This window comes from Mesorhizobium sp. M2A.F.Ca.ET.043.05.1.1 (assembly GCF_003952445.1).
Taxonomy (GTDB): Bacteria; Pseudomonadota; Alphaproteobacteria; order Rhizobiales; family Rhizobiaceae; genus Mesorhizobium.
This window is the reverse complement of sequence record NZ_CP034446.1, coordinates 6,390,887-6,408,060: the sequence shown is the minus strand read 5'-3', so window position 1 is coordinate 6,408,060 and position 17,174 is coordinate 6,390,887. Positions and strand designations below refer to the sequence as shown.

16 protein-coding genes are annotated in these 17,174 nt (G+C 64.0%); 2 read left to right on the top strand and 14 right to left on the bottom strand.

The features are described 5' to 3' along the window. Positions 1-8 precede the first annotated feature (8 nt). The 8 genes from EJ069_RS30890 to EJ069_RS30855 all read right to left on the bottom strand — a co-directional run bounded on the left by EJ069_RS30890 (position 9) and on the right by EJ069_RS30855 (position 7,932). Entirely contained in the window at positions 9-413 is a 405-nt protein-coding gene (locus EJ069_RS30890; protein ID WP_126064342.1) for a Fur family transcriptional regulator, read from the bottom strand. Between the two features lie 140 nt (positions 414-553). Then, entirely contained in the window at positions 554-1,600 is a 1,047-nt protein-coding gene (gene mgrA / locus EJ069_RS30885) for an L-glyceraldehyde 3-phosphate reductase (protein WP_126064341.1), read from the bottom strand. A 167-nt stretch (positions 1,601-1,767) separates the two neighbouring features. Next, on the bottom strand, positions 1,768-2,910 hold the full coding sequence (locus EJ069_RS30880) for a Gfo/Idh/MocA family oxidoreductase (RefSeq protein WP_126064340.1): 1,143 nt from the start codon (positions 2,908-2,910) through the stop codon (positions 1,768-1,770). Between the two features lie 5 nt (positions 2,911-2,915). Beyond that, positions 2,916-3,668, bottom strand: coding sequence for a sugar phosphate isomerase/epimerase (locus tag EJ069_RS30875; RefSeq protein ID WP_126064339.1), 753 nt, complete (start codon positions 3,666-3,668; stop codon positions 2,916-2,918). Between the two features lie 31 nt (positions 3,669-3,699). Further along, entirely contained in the window at positions 3,700-4,797 is a 1,098-nt protein-coding gene (ugpC, locus tag EJ069_RS30870; protein ID WP_126064926.1) for a sn-glycerol-3-phosphate ABC transporter ATP-binding protein UgpC, read from the bottom strand. Beyond that, positions 4,797-5,729 (bottom strand): carbohydrate ABC transporter permease, encoded by a 933-nt coding sequence (locus EJ069_RS30865; RefSeq protein ID WP_126064338.1) that lies wholly within the window; start codon positions 5,727-5,729, stop codon positions 4,797-4,799. Before EJ069_RS30865 ends, ugpC begins: the two co-directional genes overlap by 1 nt. After that, the gene (locus EJ069_RS30860) at positions 5,722-6,615 is read right to left on the bottom strand and encodes a sugar ABC transporter permease (protein WP_126064337.1); all 894 of its coding nucleotides are present in this window, start codon (positions 6,613-6,615) and stop codon (positions 5,722-5,724) included. The genes EJ069_RS30865 and EJ069_RS30860 overlap by 8 nt, the downstream gene beginning before the upstream one ends. Before the next feature lie 78 nt (positions 6,616-6,693). After that, on the bottom strand, positions 6,694-7,932 hold the full coding sequence (locus tag EJ069_RS30855) for an ABC transporter substrate-binding protein (RefSeq protein WP_126064336.1): 1,239 nt from the start codon (positions 7,930-7,932) through the stop codon (positions 6,694-6,696). Between the two features lie 381 nt (positions 7,933-8,313). Here EJ069_RS30855 and EJ069_RS30850 point away from each other — a divergent pair, with 381 nt between their 5' ends. Beyond that, complete coding sequence (locus tag EJ069_RS30850) at positions 8,314-9,360, top strand: LacI family transcriptional regulator (RefSeq protein ID WP_126064335.1); 1,047 nt, start codon at positions 8,314-8,316, stop codon at positions 9,358-9,360. Here EJ069_RS30850 and gndA read toward each other — a convergent pair. From gndA to EJ069_RS30820, 6 genes are all read right to left on the bottom strand, one after another. Continuing rightward, positions 9,357-10,784: an NADP-dependent phosphogluconate dehydrogenase gene (gndA, locus tag EJ069_RS30845; protein WP_126064334.1), complete on the bottom strand. Its 1,428-nt coding sequence runs from the start codon at positions 10,782-10,784 to the stop codon at positions 9,357-9,359. The two genes, EJ069_RS30850 and gndA, sit on opposite strands and share 4 nt — an antisense overlap. 128 nt (positions 10,785-10,912) lie before the next feature. Then, positions 10,913-12,541, bottom strand: a complete 1,629-nt coding sequence (locus EJ069_RS30840) for a copper resistance CopC/CopD family protein (protein WP_126064333.1) — start codon at positions 12,539-12,541, stop codon at positions 10,913-10,915. A gap of 51 nt (positions 12,542-12,592) precedes the next feature. After that, positions 12,593-13,108: a YcnI family protein gene (locus EJ069_RS30835; RefSeq protein ID WP_126064332.1), complete on the bottom strand. Its 516-nt coding sequence runs from the start codon at positions 13,106-13,108 to the stop codon at positions 12,593-12,595. A 30-nt stretch (positions 13,109-13,138) separates the two neighbouring features. Continuing rightward, positions 13,139-13,693, bottom strand: a complete 555-nt coding sequence (locus EJ069_RS30830; RefSeq protein ID WP_245456369.1) for a copper chaperone PCu(A)C — start codon at positions 13,691-13,693, stop codon at positions 13,139-13,141. 87 nt (positions 13,694-13,780) lie between these two features. Beyond that, the gene (locus EJ069_RS30825) at positions 13,781-14,155 is read right to left on the bottom strand and encodes a hypothetical protein (protein WP_245456368.1); all 375 of its coding nucleotides are present in this window, start codon (positions 14,153-14,155) and stop codon (positions 13,781-13,783) included. Between the two features lie 97 nt (positions 14,156-14,252). Next, positions 14,253-15,188, bottom strand: a complete 936-nt coding sequence (locus EJ069_RS30820; RefSeq protein ID WP_126064331.1) for a GntR family transcriptional regulator — start codon at positions 15,186-15,188, stop codon at positions 14,253-14,255. 257 nt (positions 15,189-15,445) lie between these two features. On the opposite strand from EJ069_RS30820, the gene EJ069_RS30815 reads away from it, so the two are divergent. Beyond that, the gene (locus tag EJ069_RS30815; RefSeq protein WP_126064330.1) at positions 15,446-16,951 is read left to right on the top strand and encodes an altronate dehydratase family protein; all 1,506 of its coding nucleotides are present in this window, start codon (positions 15,446-15,448) and stop codon (positions 16,949-16,951) included. Positions 16,952-17,174 lie beyond the last annotated feature (223 nt).

The window sequence follows — 17,174 nt, the reverse complement described above, 5'->3', positions numbered from 1 at the left end:
GCTGATACTTACGCCGCCTCGGCCCTGCACTTCGCGCACACGCCGCGAAACTCGATCACCGCCTTCTTGGCCGCAAAGCCCGTCGAGCGCACCCATTCGTCCAACCGATGGCCGACGTCGTGGTCGGACATCTCGGTGACCTGGCCGCAATTGTCGCAGATGGCGAAGGCGGTCATCGAATGGCTGTGGTCGTGCGGCTCGGCGCAGGCGACGAAGGAATTGAGGCTTTCCAGCCGGTGCACGAAACCGGACTTCACCAGCGTGTCGAGCGCCCGGTAAACCTGCAGCGGCGCGCGAAAACCGCGCTCGCGCAACTGGTCGAGCAGCATGTAGGCGCTGAGCGGCCCGCTGGACGCCTCGAGCTTCTCGAGCACGCAGAGCTGGTTCTTGGTCAGCGCATCTCTTGCCGTCATCTTGTTCGCCCAATCGACGCTTGCACGCGCGACCGCATGCCGAGGACTTCAATTTCCCCTGAGATAGCGACCAACGAGCGATTTTGCCACTGTTTCCGCAGGCCCCTGCTGCTGGGTGCCGACGATCCGCCGGCTAGCCGCTACTTGCGCGGCGGCCCTTTGCGTTCGGCGGAGGCGGCCCACAGGTTGATGTCGGACTCGCGCGCGTAAGTATCGATCTCGGCAAGTTCGGCATCGGAGAACTCGAGCGCCTTGAGCGCGCCGACGCAATCCTCGACCTGCTCCGGACGGCTGGCGCCGATCAGGGCCGTGGTCACGCGGCCCTTGCGCAAGACCCAGGCCAGCGCCATCTGCGCCAGCGTCTGGCCGCGCTTCCTGGCGATTTCGTTGAGCGCCTTGATGTTGGCGATCGACTTGTCGTTGATGAAGGCCGGCCTGAGCGACTTGCCCTGGGATGCACGGCTGCCTTCGGGAATGCCGCCGAAATATTTGTCGGTCAGCATGCCTTGCGCCAGCGGCGAGAAGACGATCGAGCCGATGCCCAGCCCCTCCAGCGTGTCGAGCAGCCCGTCCTCCTCGACCCAGCGGTTGAGCATCGAATAGCTCGGCTGGTGGATGAGGCAAGGCGTGCCGAGCTGTCGCAGAATATCGGCCGCCTCGCGCGTGCGCTGCGAATTGTAGGACGAGATGCCGGCATAAAGCGCCTTGCCGGAGCGCACCGCGTGGTCGAGCGCGCCCATCGTTTCCTCGAGCGGCGTCTCGGGATCGAAACGGTGCGAGTAGAAGATGTCGACATAGTCGAGCCCCATCCGCTTGAGGCTCTGGTCGAGGCTCGCCAGCACATATTTGCGGCTGCCCCATTCGCCATAGGGACCCGCCCACATCTCGTAGCCCGCCTTGGTCGAGATGATCATCTCGTCGCGATAGGCGGCGAAATCGGTGCGCAGGATCTCGCCGAACGCGGTCTCCGCCGAGCCGGGCGGCGGACCGTAATTGTTGGCGAGATCGAAATGCGTGATGCCGAGGTCGAAGGCCTTGCGCACGATCGCCTGCTTTGTCCTGTGCGGCGTATCGTTGCCGAAATTGTGCCACAGCCCGAGCGAGATCGCCGGCAGCTTGAGGCCGGAGCGGCCGCATCGGTTATAGATCATCTTTTCGTAGCGGTTCTCGGCGGCGACATAGGGCATGGGAAAAATCCTCGGGATCCAAGCGGCGCCGCGAGCGCCGCTAGAGCATGAAGCCGAAAAGTGCGGAGCGGTTTTCGGGCGACTTCATGCTCGGCTCAGGGGTCAATTGAATCGATGCTTGCCCCTAACCCTTACCCCTCCCCGCCGAAACGGGGAGGGGTTGCCACCTAGTTTTTCTTGGCCAGCAGCGCCTTCGCGTCCTTGACGCCGAGCGCGGCCGGCCGCTCGCAAGTCGTCTGCATAGCGATGTATTTGCCGCTTTCGCCGGAACGCAGGATGCCGGTCATCACGTCGACGGCGTGCAGCGCCAGCTCCATCGAGCAGCGATGCGGCCGCCCTTCGGAGATCGCGATCGCCATGTCGGCCAGGCCGGCGGTGCGGTAATTGGCCATCATGCCCTGGCCGTGCATCTCGTTCGGCACGCCGAAGGGGTGGTTCCACTTCGGCAGCTTCTTCACCGGCTTGGCCGCGTCGGTGAAGCGCACCTCGCCGCCGAAGAAATTCGGATCCGGCACGAAGACGGTGCCCAATTCGCCATAGAGCTCCATCGGCGCGTGGCCATGGCTCCAGACGTCCCAGGAGGTGTTGAGCGTGATCACCGCGCCGTTGGCGAATTCGAGCAGCGCATGGATCGTGGTCGGCGTGTTGACCGGGATTTTTTCACCTGCCCGCGGTTTCGACGAGATCGTGCGCTCCTTCGCCGGGGTCGTCGCGAAGGCCGCCACCTGCTTCACCGGTCCGATCAGCTGGATGAGGTTGGTGACGTAATACGGACCGATGTCCAGCACCGGACCGGCGCCCGGCTGGAAGAAGAAGTCCGGATTGGGATGCCAGTGCTCCATGCCGTGGCCCATCACATGGCAGGTGCCGCTGGTAATCTTGCCGAGCTTGCCGCTGTCGATCAGCTCGCGCGCCAGCTGGTGCGCGCCGCCAAGGAACGTGTCCGGCGCCGAACCGATGCGCAGACCCTTCTTCTCGGCCCGATTCTTGAGATCGAGTCCTTCCTCGATCGACAGCACTAAAGGCTTTTCCGAATAGACGTGCTTGCCGGCGTCGAGCGCCTGCTTCGACACTTCGTAATGCACCGCCGGAATGGTGAGATTGACGATGATGTCGATCTCGTCGTCCTTGAGAAGGTCGTCGACCGTCTCGGCGCGCAGCTTGAACTCCTTTGCCCGCGCCTTCGCCGCATCCATGTTGATATCCGCGCAGGCGCGCATCTTGATGCCGCGGAACAGCGGCGCCAGCGAGAAATATGCCTTCGATATGTTGCCGCAGCCGATGACGCCGACGCCAAGCTTGTCTGCCATTTCAATTACTCCTGCCAGCTTTTGGCTGCCGCGATCGAGCGACGGGCATAGCGCTCGATGTCGTTGGGGTTGTCTTGTTCCATGATGAAATACCGCGCCGCGCTCTTGGCGCGCAATGTCTTGAAAAGGCTTGCCCAGTCGATCGTGCCGTGGCCGACATCGGACCAGCCGTCCTCGTCCAGCCCCTCGCCGGGCTTGGCGATATCCTTGACGTGGACCGCGACTATGCGCTTGCCGTGTTTTTCGATCCAGGGCAGCGGATCGGCGCCGCCGCGCACCACCCAGGCGACGTCCATTTCCCAGCCGATGTCGGGTGCGGCAGACAGGATGTGGTCCTGCGGCAGCGAGCCGTCGGCAAGGGCCTTGAACTCGAAATCATGGTTGTGCCAGGCAAAGCCGTAGCCAGCCTTTTTCGCCGTCTCGCCCACCTTGGCCAGGCGCTCGCCGAAACCGCGCCAGCCGGCGCTGTCGGATGGGCGCTGATCGGGCATCAGATAGGGGCAGACCAGCAGCGTGATGCCGAGCGCGTCGGCGATCTTGCGCACGCCGTCGAAGTCGTTTTCCAGCGCGTCGATCGAGAAATGCCCGGTCGGCATTGCAAGACCGTTCTTGTCGAGCTCGGCGCGGAACGCTTTCGGGTCGTCATAGACGCCGCCGAAACCCTCCACTTGCTTGTAGCCGAGCTCGCCGAGCATTCTCACCACGCCGTCCCATGGCTGGAAATTGCGGGCGCTGTAGAGTTGGAATGACCAGTTCATCTGTCCTGTCCGTTCGGTTGGTCCTGGGAGATTAAATTCGGTTGCCTGTTTGAGCGTCGAAGAGCGAGGCGCGCATCGGATCGAAGCCGACGCTGACCGGATCCCCGTTCTTCGGCGTGCGTTCGGAGGTGACGCGCACGGTGAAGTTCTGCCCGCCGAGTTTCAGCCACACCAGCGTATCGGAACCCATGGGCTCCACGACCTCGACATTAGCCGTCGCGGCGAAGGGCCAGCCCGTACCGCTGTTGAAGGCGACATGCTCGGGCCGGATGCCGAACACCGCGGGGCCTGGCGCCGGCTCCTTCTCGAAGGCATAGGTCGCAAGCGGGATGCGCACGTCCTCCACGGCAAAGTGCCAGTCGCCGCCGTCCTTCTCCAGCCTGCCGTCGATGAAATTCATCGCCGGCGAACCGAGGAAGCCGGCGACGAAGCGGTTGACGGGACGGTTATAGATCGTCTGCGGCGCATCGAGCTGCTGGATCACGCCGCCCTTCATCACCGCGATGCGATCGGCCAGCGTCATCGCCTCGATCTGGTCGTGGGTGACGTAGATCATCGTGTTCTGCAGGCGGCGGTGCAGCAGCTTGATCTCGACGCGCAGTTCCGAACGCAGCTTGGCGTCGAGATTGGAGAGCGGCTCGTCGAACAGGAAGACATCGACGTCGCGCACCAGCGCCCGCCCGATCGCAACGCGCTGGCGCTGGCCGCCCGAAAGCGCTGAGGGCTTCCTCTGCAAAAGCGGCTCGATCTGCAGGATCTCGGCGGCGCGAGCGATGCGTTTGGCGATCTCGTCCTTCGGCACGCCGGCGACGCGCAGGCCGAAGGAGAGGTTGCTCTCCACCGTCATCTGCGGATAGAGCGCGTAGGACTGGAACACCATGCCGATGCCGCGATCCTTCGGTTCTTCCCAGGTGACGTTCTTGCCCTTGATGAAGATGCGGCCGTCCGAAACGTCGAGCAGGCCGGCGATGCAGTTGAGCAAGGTCGACTTGCCGCAGCCGGACGGTCCGAGCAGCACGATGAACTCGCCCTCGGCGACATCCAGGTTGAGCGTCTGCAGCACCGAGACGGCGCCAAAATTGAGCGACAGGTCCTGGATCGAAACGCTGGGATTGGCGATGTCCATCATCATCCTTTCACCGCGCCGGCGGCGATGCCGCGCACGAAGAGCTTGCCGGAAACGAAGTAGACGATCAGCGGAACCAGTCCGGTCAGGATGGTTGCGGCCATGTTGACGTTGTATTCCTTCACGCCTTGCACCGAATTGACGATGTTGTTGAGCTGCACCGTCATCGGATAGGTGTCGGGGCGCGTGTAGACGACGCCGAACAGGAAGTCGTTCCAGATGCCGGTCACCTGCAGGATGATGGCGACGACGAAGATCGGCAGCGACATCGGCAGCATGATGCGCAGGTAGATGCCCCAGAAGCCGGCGCCGTCGACGCGCGCGGCGCGGAACAGCTCCTCCGGCATCGATGTGAAATAGTTGCGGAACAAGAGCGTCAGGATCGGCATGCCGAAGATCGAATGCACGATCACCAGCCCGGTCAGCGAGCCGTAGATGCCGATCTCGCGCAGGATGATGACGATCGGGTAGATCATCACCTGGTAGGGGATGAAGGCGCCGACGATCAGGATGATGAAGAAGGTGTCGGCGCCCTTGAAGCGCCAGTTGGCCAGGGCATAGCCGTTCACCGAGGCGATCGCGATCGAGAGCAGCACCGACGGCACGGTGATGCGCACCGAATTCCAGAAGCCGCGCGACAGCCCGTCGCAATTGAGCCCGGTGCAGGCAGTCGCCCAGGCCTTCACCCAGGGCTCGAAGGTGATCTCCATCGGCGGCGAGAAGATGTTGCCGAGGCGGATCTCGGGCATGCCCTTCAGCGACGTGACGATCATCACGTAGAGCGGCAAAAGATAATAGAGCGCGACAACGATGAGCGTGCCGTAGAGGAAGATGTTGCGGCGCGACAGCACATGCCGCGGCTTCGGCCCGCTCGGGCCGGCGGCACCGGGCCTGAGCGCCTCGGCGCCGGGGGATAGGGAGGCGACGTCAGCCACGTTTCTTGCCTCCGAATTCGAGATAGGCCCATGGCACGATGACGATCACCACCGAAAGCAGCATCATGGTCGAGGCGGCGAAGCCCTGACCGAGATTCTGGGCGAAGAACATGTAGTCGTAGACATATTTGGCCGGCACTTCGGAAGCGATGCCGGGACCGCCGCTGGTCTGCGCCACGACGAGGTCGTAGACCTTGACGATGCCGGCGGCGATGATCACCAGCGTGGTGATGAAGACCGGCCGCATCATTGGGATGATGATGAAGAGATAGGTCTTCCAGGTGGGGATGCCGTCCACTCTCGCCGCCTTCCAGACGTCTTCGTCGATGCCGCGCAGACCGGCGAGCATCAGGCACATGATGAGCCCCGTGCCCTGCCAGAGCGCGGCGATCGAAATGCCGTAGATAACGATGCTGGAATTGTAGAGCGGGTCGAAGCTGAAGCTCGTCCAGCCGAGGTCGCGCACGACGCGCTGCACGCCGAAATCCGGATTGAGCAGCCACTGCCAGACCAGCCCGGTGACGATGAAGGACAGCGCGAAGGGATAGAGGAAGATGGTGCGGAACGTGTCCTCGAAGCGGATCTTCTGGTCGAGAAGCGCCGCCAGCAGGAAGCCGATGACCAGCGAGAACACCAGCGAGATCGCGCCATAGATCAAGAGGTTCTCGATCGAGACCAGCCAGCGCGATGTCGACCAGAGCCGGTCATATTGGTCGAGCCCGACGAAGTTGAGCCGCGGCAGGAGCTTCGAATTGGTGAAGGAATAGAGCACCGTCCAGGCCGTGCCGCCGACGAACACCACCAGAGCCGTCAGGATCATCGGGATCGACGCGATCTTGGCGTTCAGATTGCGGAAAAGCTGGTTGGGGCGTTCGCTGTTGCTCATCTCGGCAGCCGGGCAATGAGACGTCAGGCTCCCGGCCCCGGATAGGCTGGGGTCGGGAGTTGGCGGGGGCGCCGTCGATCAGTCGGCCGACGCGATGATGTCGGCGAAGCGCTTCTGCGCGTCTTCGAGCGTCATGTCGGGCTTGGCGAAGAATTCGGAGAACAAGTCCTCCTTCTGCTTCTGGCTGTCCTGCGAGAGCAGCTGGTCGGTCCACGGCATGACCGCGCCCTTGGCGAGGATGGCGAGACCCTTCTTCATGCAATCGTTCGCCGCGTTGAGGTCGACGTCGCCGCGCACCGGCAGCGAGCCCTTCTTGAGGTTGAAGGCGACCTGGGTTTTGGGATCGAGCAGCGTTTCGGCCAGCACTTCCTGAGCCTTGGACTTGTCGGCGTCCTTGAGCAGCGGGAAGTAGAAGGCGTCGCCGCCGGTGGCGATCACCTCGTTCAGGCCGAGGCCGGGCAGGCAGGTATAGTCCTTGCCGGCGGTCTTGCCGGCGACCTGGAATTCGCCCTGCGCCCAGTCGCCCATGATCTGGCCGCCGGCCTTGCCGGTGATGACCAGATTGGTGGCCTGGTTCCAGTCCTGCACATTGGTGTTCTTGGCCATCTTGCGGGCGTCGTCCGCCGCCTTGAACACCTTGGCGATCTCGGGACCGGCGGCGAATTTCGCGTCCTTGTCCTTGTACACTTTCAGGAAGGCGTCGGTACCGCCAACCGCGGCCAGCAGCACGTCGAAGGCGCCCGATGCCTGCCAGGGCTGGCCACCGACCGCGAGCGGTATGATGCCGGCTTTCTCCAGCGCCGGAGCGGCGGCCACGAATTCATTCCAGTCCTTCGGCGTCGGCACGCCGGCCTTCTGGAAGGCCTCGTTCGACAGCCACAGCCATTGCCAGGAATGGATGTTGACCGGCACGCAATAGATCTTGCCCTCGATGGTGCACGAGTCGAGCAGGCTCTTCGGCCGCACGATCTCGGTCCATTTGTCCTTGGTGGCGATGTCCGTGAGGTCGCGCATCAGCCCGGCCTGCACCAGTTCCTCGGCCTGGCGGCCGTGGTTGAACTGGGTGGCGCCCATCGGGTCACCGCCGGTGATGCGGCTGATCATGATCGGCCGCGCCGTGCCGCCGGAGCCGGCGATGGCGCCGTCGACCCAGTGATTGCCCGTGGCGTCGAATGCCTTGGCAAGCTCGGCCACCGCCGCCGCTTCGCCGCCCGAAGTCCACCAATGGGTGACTTCGAGGTCAGTCGCGGCCGCCGGACTGGCGAAGTTGAGCGCAACCGTCGCGGCAAAGGCGGCAGTCAGGAATTTGTATCGCATTTCGGCTTCCTCCCAGAATCTGAAACGTTACAGATTTTCGATACGGCAAATGTCCGGCATAGGCAACCCCCTGTCTCAAGGCAACCTCACATTTTTTCGAAGCACGAACAAAATCCTTCCCTCAAGGCGCCAATGCCGGCGCCAAAGCGACCGATCGTGGCTGAAATCGGCCCCAGATCGATATTTCTTTTTGATTCCAGGGACTTTTGCGCTCATCTCCGCACGCGGATCGGAAAGTCGCGACCCGGCCAATCACGAAGATTGGCAATCTGTAACGTTTCAGTATACTGGCGCTCGTCGCGGGCAGAAGTCGCGCAATCGTCAACGCCGCACGATTGCCGGTCGGCCGCGCGGCTGCTATGCGCCTGGCGGGCGGGACGAATGGATAGACGGGTAACGAAGAAGGGCAACGACGACGCGTCGGGCAAGGAGCGGCCGACGCTGAAGACGCTCGCCTTCATGACCGGGCTTGGCGTCACGACGGTGTCGCGCGCGCTCAAGGATGCACCCGAGATCGGCGCCGAGACCAGGCGCCGCGTCCAGCTCGTCGCCAAGCAGATCGGCTATCGCCCGAATCGCGCCGGCGTGCGCTTGCGGACCGGCAAGACCAACGTCATCTCGCTTGTGCTGAACACCGAGCACGAGCTGATGAGCTTTGTCTCGGACATCATCTACGGCGTCACCGAGGTGATCGCCGACACCCCCTACCATCTGATCGTCACGCCCTATTCGCGCTCGCAGGATCCGCTCGACCCGGTGCGTTATCTGGTCGAGACGGGCTCGGCCGACGGCGTCATCATCTCGCGCACCCAGCCCAACGACCCGCGGGCGCGCTACATGCTGGAGCACGGCGTTCCCTTCGCCACACATGGCCGCACCGACATGGGGCTGGTGCATCCCTATCACGACTTCGACAATTACGCCTTTGCTGGCGAAGCCGTCCGCGCGCTCGCCGGCAAAGGCCGCAACCGGCTGGCGCTTGTGACGCCCCCGGTCGGCCTCACCTATTTCCGCTATACGGTGAACGGCTTTGCCGATGCGCTGAGCGAGGTCGGCGCCTCGGAGGTGCCGTTCAATACCGTCTCCATCGACCATACGATCGAGCAGATCAGGATGCGCACCGCCCAGCTCATGCGCCGGGACGACCGCCCGGACGGCATCATCAGCAGCGCCGCCGCGGCAACGCTCGCCGTTGTCGCCGGCATCGAGGATGCCGGCCTGAAGCTCGGCCGCGATGTCGACGTGGTGTCGAAACAGTCCTCGGAGGTGCTGCATCTATTCCGCCGGGAGCTGCTCGTCGTCAACGAGGATTTCCGGCTGGCCGGCTACGAGCTCGCCCGTGCCGTGCTTGGCTGGATCGGCGGCGCCGACCCAGGCACGCTGCAGTCGCTCAGCACGCCGAGCGAGGTTCTGCCCTATCGCGGCTAATGCCCGGCGCCACTCCCCCACGGGCCATGGAAGGCGCCCTCTTCCCCGATGCGCTCGAAACCATGCGCGCCGAAGAAGTCGCGCTGTGCCTGGATGAGGTTCGACGTGCCGCGTCCCTGGCGGTAGCTGTCGAAATAGGCCAGCGCCGAGGACAGCGCCGGCACCGGAGAGCCGGCCTCGGACGCCCTTGCTACGATACGCCGAAGCGACGGATGCGCTTCCTTCATCATCGCGATGAAGGCCGGCGCCATCAGAAGATTGGTGGACGCGCTGCCCGAGCCGAAGGCCTCGGCCATCGTGTCCAGCATCTGCGAGCGGATGATGCAGCCGGCGCGCCAGATCTTGGCGATGGTCGGCATCGGCAGGTTCCAGTTGAACTCCTTGGATGCGCCGCTCATCACCGCGAACCCTTGCGCGTAAGCCGCGATCTTGCCGGCGAACAATGCCAGCTCCAGATCCTTGAGCAGCGCGGTCTTGTCACCGGAGATCTTCTCTACGCCGATATTCCCATAGGCCTTTTCCGCCGCCTGCCGCTCTTCCTTGATCGAGGAAAGCACCCGCGCCGCGACCGCGGCTTCGATAGCGGTGGCCGGAATGCCGAGCTGCTGCGCTTCGATCACCGACCATTTGCCGGTACCCTTCTGTCCGGCGCGGTCGAGGATGATGTCGACCATCGGTTTGCCGGTCTTGGGATCGTCGGCGGCCAGCACCTTGGCGGTGATCTCGATCAGGTAGGAGTTGAGGCGGCCCTTGTTCCATTCCTCGAAGACCTTGCCGATCTCCTTGGGCGCCATGCCGAGCCCGTCGCGTAATATGCCGTAGATCTCGGCGATCATCTGCATGTCGGCATACTCGATGCCGTTGTGGATGGTTTTTACGAAATGGCCGGCGCCGTCATGGCCGAGCCAGGCCGCGCAAGGCTCGTCCTTGAATTTTGCCGAGATCGCCGTCAGCACCTTCTCGACGCGCTTCCAGGATTCTTCGGTGCCGCCGACCATGATCGACGGCCCGTGGCGCGCGCCTTCCTCGCCACCGGACACGCCCATGCCGATGAAGGTCAGGCCCGAGCCGGACAGCTCCGAGAAGCGGCGCATCGTGTCGCGGAAATTGGCGTTGCCGGCATCGATGACGATGTCGTTGTCGGAGAGCACGCCGCGCAGTGCCGCGATCTGCTCGTCGACCGGCTTGCCCGCCAGCACCATGATGATGATCGGCCGCGGGGGCCGGATCGCCGCGGCGAGTTCCTCCAGACTGTAGCAGGGAACGACCATGTCCTTCAGCGGACCGGCGCTCTCGACAAAGGCGTCGGTGCGCGACGGCGTGCGGTTGAAGACGGCGATGCGGTGCCCGTGCTCGGCGATGTTGAGCGCCAGGTTGGAGCCCATAGTGCCAAGGCCGATCAGGCCGATTTCGGCTTTTTCCATCGTTTCTTCCCTGCTTTCGAATGCTTGTTGTGGCCGCGTTCGGGGGCGATGCCCACTGTTTCGCAAGATGAATGACGGGCCTTGGCGGCGCCGTCAACCGCCTCGCCGTATTCTATATGGACTGGATCTCAATCGGATCGGATGTCGATCGGCGCCTCGATTTTTACCGCCTCGAAATCCGAAACGAGGATATCGAGCCGGGCGTTCCATCGGCCGGGCAGCGGAATCAGGAGATTGTCGACGCGCCAGGTGCCGTCGCCGGGTTTCCTTGCCGGCCGCTTGATCGGCTCGATGCCGGAATCCGGCTTCGACAGCACCAGCGTCACCTGCTTGGCGTCGAGCGGTCCGAAATCGCCGGTCATGATCACCATCGAAGCAGCAACCTCGCCGGTATGTCCAGGCGTGATGCTGAGATCGGCCATTGCTTCCAGGCTATGGATATGGATCGACACCGGCTGCGCCGCGGCGATCGCCAGCGCGCGCGGCGGCGGGGTGAAGCGCCAGCCGGCGGCGACACCGAAAATGGCGAGCACGATCAGCATCTCGATGCCGATCGAGCGCACCAGCCGTCGTTGCACCTCGGTGTCACCGGCCTCGGCGGGCGCCGTCAGCGTCCACCGATTGACCGCCGCAAGCGTGAACACGAAAAGCAGCAGCGCCAGTTTCAACAGCAGCAGCCGGCCATAGGACGTGTTGATCAGCGCTGCCGGTTCCTGCACCTGGATGATCGCGAGCACAATGCCGCTTGCGGCAAGCATAATGACGACCGGCAGGATCGCCCGGGAGAAGCGGCGCAGGAAGACTTTTGCTTCCGCCGGCTCCCGCCGCAATGCCAGGCCGAGCGGCGCCAACGCGCCAGCCCAGAAGGCGATTGCCGCACCATGCAGGAAAACCAGCGGCCGCGTCAGCCATTGCGGCTCAGCGGCACTGGCGTGGCCGCTCGCGGCAAGGGCTGCGCCGACACAAAGCAATGCCGCGCTCGCCGACAGCTTGCGAAGATCTGGCGGCCCGGCAAGCGAAAGCAGCGCCAGGCCAAGCGCGATCAGGCCGACCAGCACGGTCCACACGAAGCTGGTCTCCAGTGCGGTCTTCCACACGACCGGCGTCGCAAAGCGCGCCAGGGGCGCGCCAAGTCCATCGAGCCCCTGCAGGCCGAGCGACACCGGCGCTGCGACGAGCCCCAGAAGCAGCGCCGCCGCGACAAAGCGCCGGCCGCGGCGCCCGTCCCCGGCCAGCACGGCGAGCGCGAACGCGCCGCCGACGCCGAGGAAGAGCCCGGCATAGAAAAACAGCCTGGCGGCCCAGATCGCCGCGCGCAGCGTCCAGTCCACGGCGTCGCCCGGGATCGGCGCCGCACTTGGCGCGCCGATGGAAAACAGCGCCGAACCGCCGACCGGATGGCCATCGACCGACACCACCCGCCAACTCAATACATGCGTACCGGATTTGAGCGTTTCGGGATTGTCGATCTCGACCGTCTGGTCGTTGAGACGGAAGGATGTCAAAGCAAGCTGCGAGCCATCGGGCCGGACAAGCGTGAGCACCAGCGGCGAGACGGGCTCGCTGAAGGTCAGCGAAAACTGCGCCGGGCTTTGCTCCAGCACGGCGCCGTCGGCCGGATCGGTCGCGACCAGCGCCGCATGCGCGAAGGCGCGGCCGGGCATGGCCAATACCGCAACCGCCATGAGCACTGCGACCAGCCAGGCAATCGGGCCGGTATGCAGGCGCATCGTCGGGGAAGATTGTGCTGCGTTCATGCCGTCTTACAGGAATGGTGGCGCGCCCGGATGGAGCGCGCCAAGAAAAGATCATTTCTTCGGCAGCAATTTGATGCCGGGCGCTGGACTTTCCAAGGCGTCCTCATCCTGGCCTGCCGCCGGGATCTCGATCCAGCGATCGGTGGCGTCGCCGCATTCCTGCTCCACCGGGAAATAGAGTATCTGGCCGGCCGGCAGGTCGGCCGCCAGCGAGGCGCGGAAGACGAATTCGTCATAGAATTCGTCCGGCAAATTGCCGCCGCTCCAGTCCACTTCCTTCACGCCGGTGGTCAGCGTCTCGCCATAAAGCTGGTAGGATTTCTCGTATTTGCCCTTCTTGATCTGCAGCGTCCAGCCGGGCTTGGGCATCGGCTTCACCGCGATGACGCCTTCGGGGATCTGCACGCGCACGGCCGTCGTCGCCTTGCCCTCGCAGCCATGCGGCACGCGCAGGACCGCTTTGTAGGTGGAGCCGACAGACGCTTCCTGCGTTTCGAGCGTGATATGGGCGAGCGCGGCATTGGTTCCGAGCGCGCAAAGCGCGCCCGCCAGAAGATACTTCTTCATGAATTGTCCCTCTGATTTCGATTTGGCGGATTATTCGGCGTGGTCCATGTCCATGTCGCCACTGCCGGTCTCGCCCATGCCTTCGACGGCAAACTCAACCTCGACGCTGCCGGCCTTCTCGAAGGTCAGCGTCGCCGGGAATTTCTCGCCCTGCTTCGGCTGCCGCTTCAGGCCGGTGAACATCAGATGGTAGGCGCCGGGCTTCAGCGCGACCTTGCCGCCGGCCGGGATCTCGAGCCCGCCCTCGACCGGCCGCATGGTCATGACGCCATCCTTGACGCCCATCGCATGCAGTTCGGCCTTGTCGGAGATGTCGGAGGTAATCGACACCAGCCGGTCCGGCGCGCTGCCCTTGTTGACCACGGTGAAATAGCCACCAGCCACCTTGGCGCCAGGCGGCGTCGCCCGCGACCAGGGATGCTCGATCTCTAGGTCGCCGACCTTGAACTCATGCGCGAGGGCGCCGGGAACGGAAGCCAGGAGAAGAACAATGAAAAGCGCGGCGAAGGCGAGACGCCGCTGGAAGTCGAGCTGCTGCGTGGCGCCAAGGGCATAGGTACGAGCTGTGCAGAGAAGATTGGACATGGTTGCTCCATGAATATGAGGATCGCGCCGCTTCGCGTCCGCGAACAGTCTGGTCTTTGGATGGATGCCCGCGAAAAGTTTCGCGGATCAGACCATTGCCGGCGGCGCGCGCGGATTGGCTGGCGAGCGGTCGCGGGCGAAATCCTGGTGCCGGAAGGCGGGAAGCTGGAAGGCGACGGTCTCGAAAACCCGGTTTCCGGCCAGCGCGCCCGCTTCCGGCGGCGGCAGATGCGCTGGCGAAACCATGCTGCAGCCGAGCGAGCAGCAGGCCGGCATATGCTGCTGGTGCGGATCGCCGCCGGGGAGTTTTGCGGCCCCTTCATGCGTGCAGATGACGTTGCCGAAGGCATCGAGCTGCGACGGCGCGCCAAAGGCGAAAGCGCCGAGCGAGGACTGAAGCAACAGGAGCAGCGCCGCGACGAACGCGGCCGGCGTGCTCCATCGTCTCAGCCGGATATGCAACGCAAAGCCTCTCCCGGAAATTCGATCGACCGTAACACGGACGATAAGGCGGGAAAATCGGCAAAACCGCGCTGCGGCAACGCAGCGCGATACCCGTTCATGCCCGGGCAAATGTGCCTGTCAACGTGCCGTCGGCGGGCTGCGCCTGCCGTCCCTCGGGAATCGAGCTCAGCAGCGTCTGGCGCGCCGACTTCAGGTGCTTGCGGCAGGCGATGTCCACCTTGGCGGGATCGCGCGACTTCAGCGCCGCGATATAGGCGAGATGCTCCTGGATCGCGACTTCGTTGCGCTGGCGCTCCTCGGCCTTATTCCACTGATAATGGTAGTGGAAGATCATCGCTATCACGTCGTAGAAGTCGACGATGAAGCGGTTGTGCGATGCGCGGTGGATCAGCCGGTGGAGACGCTCGTCGAGCTCCGAGAATTCGTTGAAGCGCGTGGCGATGTCGCTGGCAAGCTGCCGATGTTCGACCTCCAGCCGGTCGAGATCAGCCCACACCGCGCTGTCGTGCGGCAGGGCGGCGAAGGCCGCCGCCGAACGCAGCTCGAACATCTCGCGGATCTCGGTCAGCTCCAGCGCGAAGGCGCGCGTGAAACCCTTCAGCACCCAGTGGCTGTTGCGCCGCTTCTCGATCAGCCCGAAGCGCGAGAACCGGATCAGGAATTCGCGCACGCTGGTGGTGCCCACCCCGATCTCGCGCGCCAGTTCCAGCTCGTTGATCTGCATGCCGGCCTCGGCGCCGCCGGCAAGCAGCCTGCGCATGAAGGAGCGCTCGATGATCTCGGCCAGCGAGTCTGTCTCTTCCTCGGGGAAGAAATCTTCCGGCAGCGGTCCCCTGAGCACTGTCTTGTTACGCTTGTTCCAGGTAATCAGCCCGGTCTCTTCCATGCGCGAAAGGATGCTGCGCACAGTGGTCCGGCTCACACCGAGCAGCGTGCCGAGTTCCGGCTCGGACGGCAGGCTTTGGGTCTCGTCGAGCAGCCGCAGGCAGCGGTTGAACGCGTCCTTGTAGACGTTGTTGCTCTTCGACATGCCTGTATCCCCCAACGCTTGCGGCGGACAGCCGGAAGCGCGATATGATCGGTGTCTCCTAGCGCACGGCCCCGAAAAGCGGAATCGTTTTTCGCCGGCTTGCCAAACGGGCGGCCGCGCATCGAACAAGGGGCGCCAGCCGCCGCTGATGAAAAAACAATTGACGCAAAAATGTTTTTTCACGATAAAAGACATTACCCCCAAACGGGCGCATGTCAATCCGCCCGCATTCCCAGGATGACCCAGGACAGCCGCTCGTGAACCCCGCAAACACCATTCTTCTTTCTCCCGCCGACAATGTGGCGGTCGCCAATGGCCGCATCGAGATCGGCACGGCGCTGCCGGGCGGCGCCACCGCGATCGCGGTGATCGAGCCTGGCCACAAGGTGGCGATCAGGCCGATCGCCGCCGGCGAAGCGGTGGTGAAATACGCGCAGGCGATCGGCCGGGCCACCCAGGACATCGCGCCCGGCGACCATGTCCACTCGCACAATCTGGTCTTCGAGAGCGGCCGCCTGCCGGTGGTGCCGCCGAGCGAGGCCGAGCATGCCACCGAAGCCGACCGCAAGCGCACCTTCATGGGCTACCGCCGCGCCGACGGGCGCGCCGGCACGCGCAACTTCATCGGCATCATCGCCAGCGTCAATTGTTCGGCCACCGTCTGCCACGCCATTGCCGACGAGGCCAACCGCACGATTCTGCCGAAATATCCCGGCATCGACGGCTTCGTGCCGATCGTCCATGGCCAGGGCTGCGGCATGAGCGGCACCGGTGACGGCATGATGGTCTTGCACCGCACGCTTGCGGGCTATGCCCGCCATCCGAATTTCGGCGGCGTGATGATGGTGGGGCTCGGCTGCGAGGTCAACCAGCTCACCCTCTACGGCCAGAAGGGTGTGGCGGCGGGAAAACGCCACTTCAACATCCAGGAGGCCGGCGGCTCGCGCAAATCGGTCGAGAAGGCGATGGGCGTGCTCACCGAGATCGCGGAGGAAGTCGGCCATCTCAAGCGCGAGCCCATCCCGGTCAGCGAGATCGTCGTCGGCCTGCAATGCGGCGGCTCGGACGGCATGTCGGGCATCACCGCCAATCCGGCGCTGGGCGCCGCTGTCGACATCCTGGCTGGCGTCGGCGGCATCGGCATCCTGTCGGAGACGACCGAGATCTACGGCGCCGAGCACCTGCTCGCCTATCGAGCCGCCTCGCCCGAGATCGCCGCCAAGCTCGACGGCTTCGTGAAATGGTGGGAGGAGCATACCGCCAAGCACGGCGCCTCGATCGACAACAACCCCTCGCCCGGCAACAAGCGCGGCGGCCTGACCACGATCCTCGAGAAGTCGCTGGGCGCTGTCGCCAAGGGCGGCCAGACGCCGTTGAATGGCGTCTTTGGCTATGCCGAGAAGGTTTCTGGCCACGGCCTGGTGTTCATGGATACGCCCGGCTACGACCCGGTCTCGGCCACAGGCCAGGTGGCGGGCGGCGCCAATGTCATCGTCTTCACCACCGGCCGCGGTTCTTGCTTCGGCTGCCGGCCGACGCCGTCGATCAAGGTCGCGACCAACTCGACCATGTACCACCAGATGGAAGAGGACATGGACGTCAATTGCGGCGTTATCGCCTCTGGCGAGAAGACCATTGCCGGCATGGGCCGCGAGATCTTCGAGCTGATCATCGAGACGGCGTCCGGCCGCAAGACCAAGAGCGAGGCCTTCGGCTACGGCGACAACGAATTCGTGCCCTGGCATCTCGGCGCGACGCTTTAGAGCAATTTCAGGAAAAGTGTGAAGCGGTTTTCCGTCCGAAATTGCGGAAAAACAAAGAGATAGTGCATTTCGCCGTTTCCGTGAAACGATGAAATGCACTAGTCCGAAGTCAATATTGCGGTGGAAGCCAAGAACCCCTGCCTTCACACCTGCGGCCTTGATATGGAATAGGTATTCCGTATTGACATATCAATGGAATTATTGTTCCGTGACAATAGGGAGG

Bases quoted from the DNA above. Each gene is read 5' to 3' on its own strand.
- EJ069_RS30890 (WP_126064342.1), bottom strand. From the start codon at position 413: ATGACGGCAAGAGATGCGCTGACCAAGAACCAGCTCTGCGTGCTCGAG.
- mgrA (WP_126064341.1), bottom strand. From the start codon at position 1,600: ATGCCCTATGTCGCCGCCGAGAACCGCTACGAAAAGATGATCTATAAC.
- EJ069_RS30880 (WP_126064340.1), bottom strand. From the start codon at position 2,910: ATGGCAGACAAGCTTGGCGTCGGCGTCATCGGCTGCGGCAACATATCG.
- EJ069_RS30875 (WP_126064339.1), bottom strand. From the start codon at position 3,668: ATGAACTGGTCATTCCAACTCTACAGCGCCCGCAATTTCCAGCCATGG.
- ugpC (WP_126064926.1), bottom strand. From the start codon at position 4,797: ATGATGGACATCGCCAATCCCAGCGTTTCGATCCAGGACCTGTCGCTC.
- EJ069_RS30860 (WP_126064337.1), bottom strand. From the start codon at position 6,615: ATGAGCAACAGCGAACGCCCCAACCAGCTTTTCCGCAATCTGAACGCC.
- EJ069_RS30855 (WP_126064336.1), bottom strand. From the start codon at position 7,932: ATGCGATACAAATTCCTGACTGCCGCCTTTGCCGCGACGGTTGCGCTC.
- EJ069_RS30850 (WP_126064335.1), top strand. From the start codon at position 8,314: ATGGATAGACGGGTAACGAAGAAGGGCAACGACGACGCGTCGGGCAAG.
- gndA (WP_126064334.1), bottom strand. From the start codon at position 10,784: ATGGAAAAAGCCGAAATCGGCCTGATCGGCCTTGGCACTATGGGCTCC.
- EJ069_RS30840 (WP_126064333.1), bottom strand. From the start codon at position 12,541: ATGAACGCAGCACAATCTTCCCCGACGATGCGCCTGCATACCGGCCCG.
- EJ069_RS30835 (WP_126064332.1), bottom strand. From the start codon at position 13,108: ATGAAGAAGTATCTTCTGGCGGGCGCGCTTTGCGCGCTCGGAACCAAT.
- EJ069_RS30830 (WP_245456369.1), bottom strand. From the start codon at position 13,693: ATGTCCAATCTTCTCTGCACAGCTCGTACCTATGCCCTTGGCGCCACG.
- EJ069_RS30820 (WP_126064331.1), bottom strand. From the start codon at position 15,188: ATGTCGAAGAGCAACAACGTCTACAAGGACGCGTTCAACCGCTGCCTG.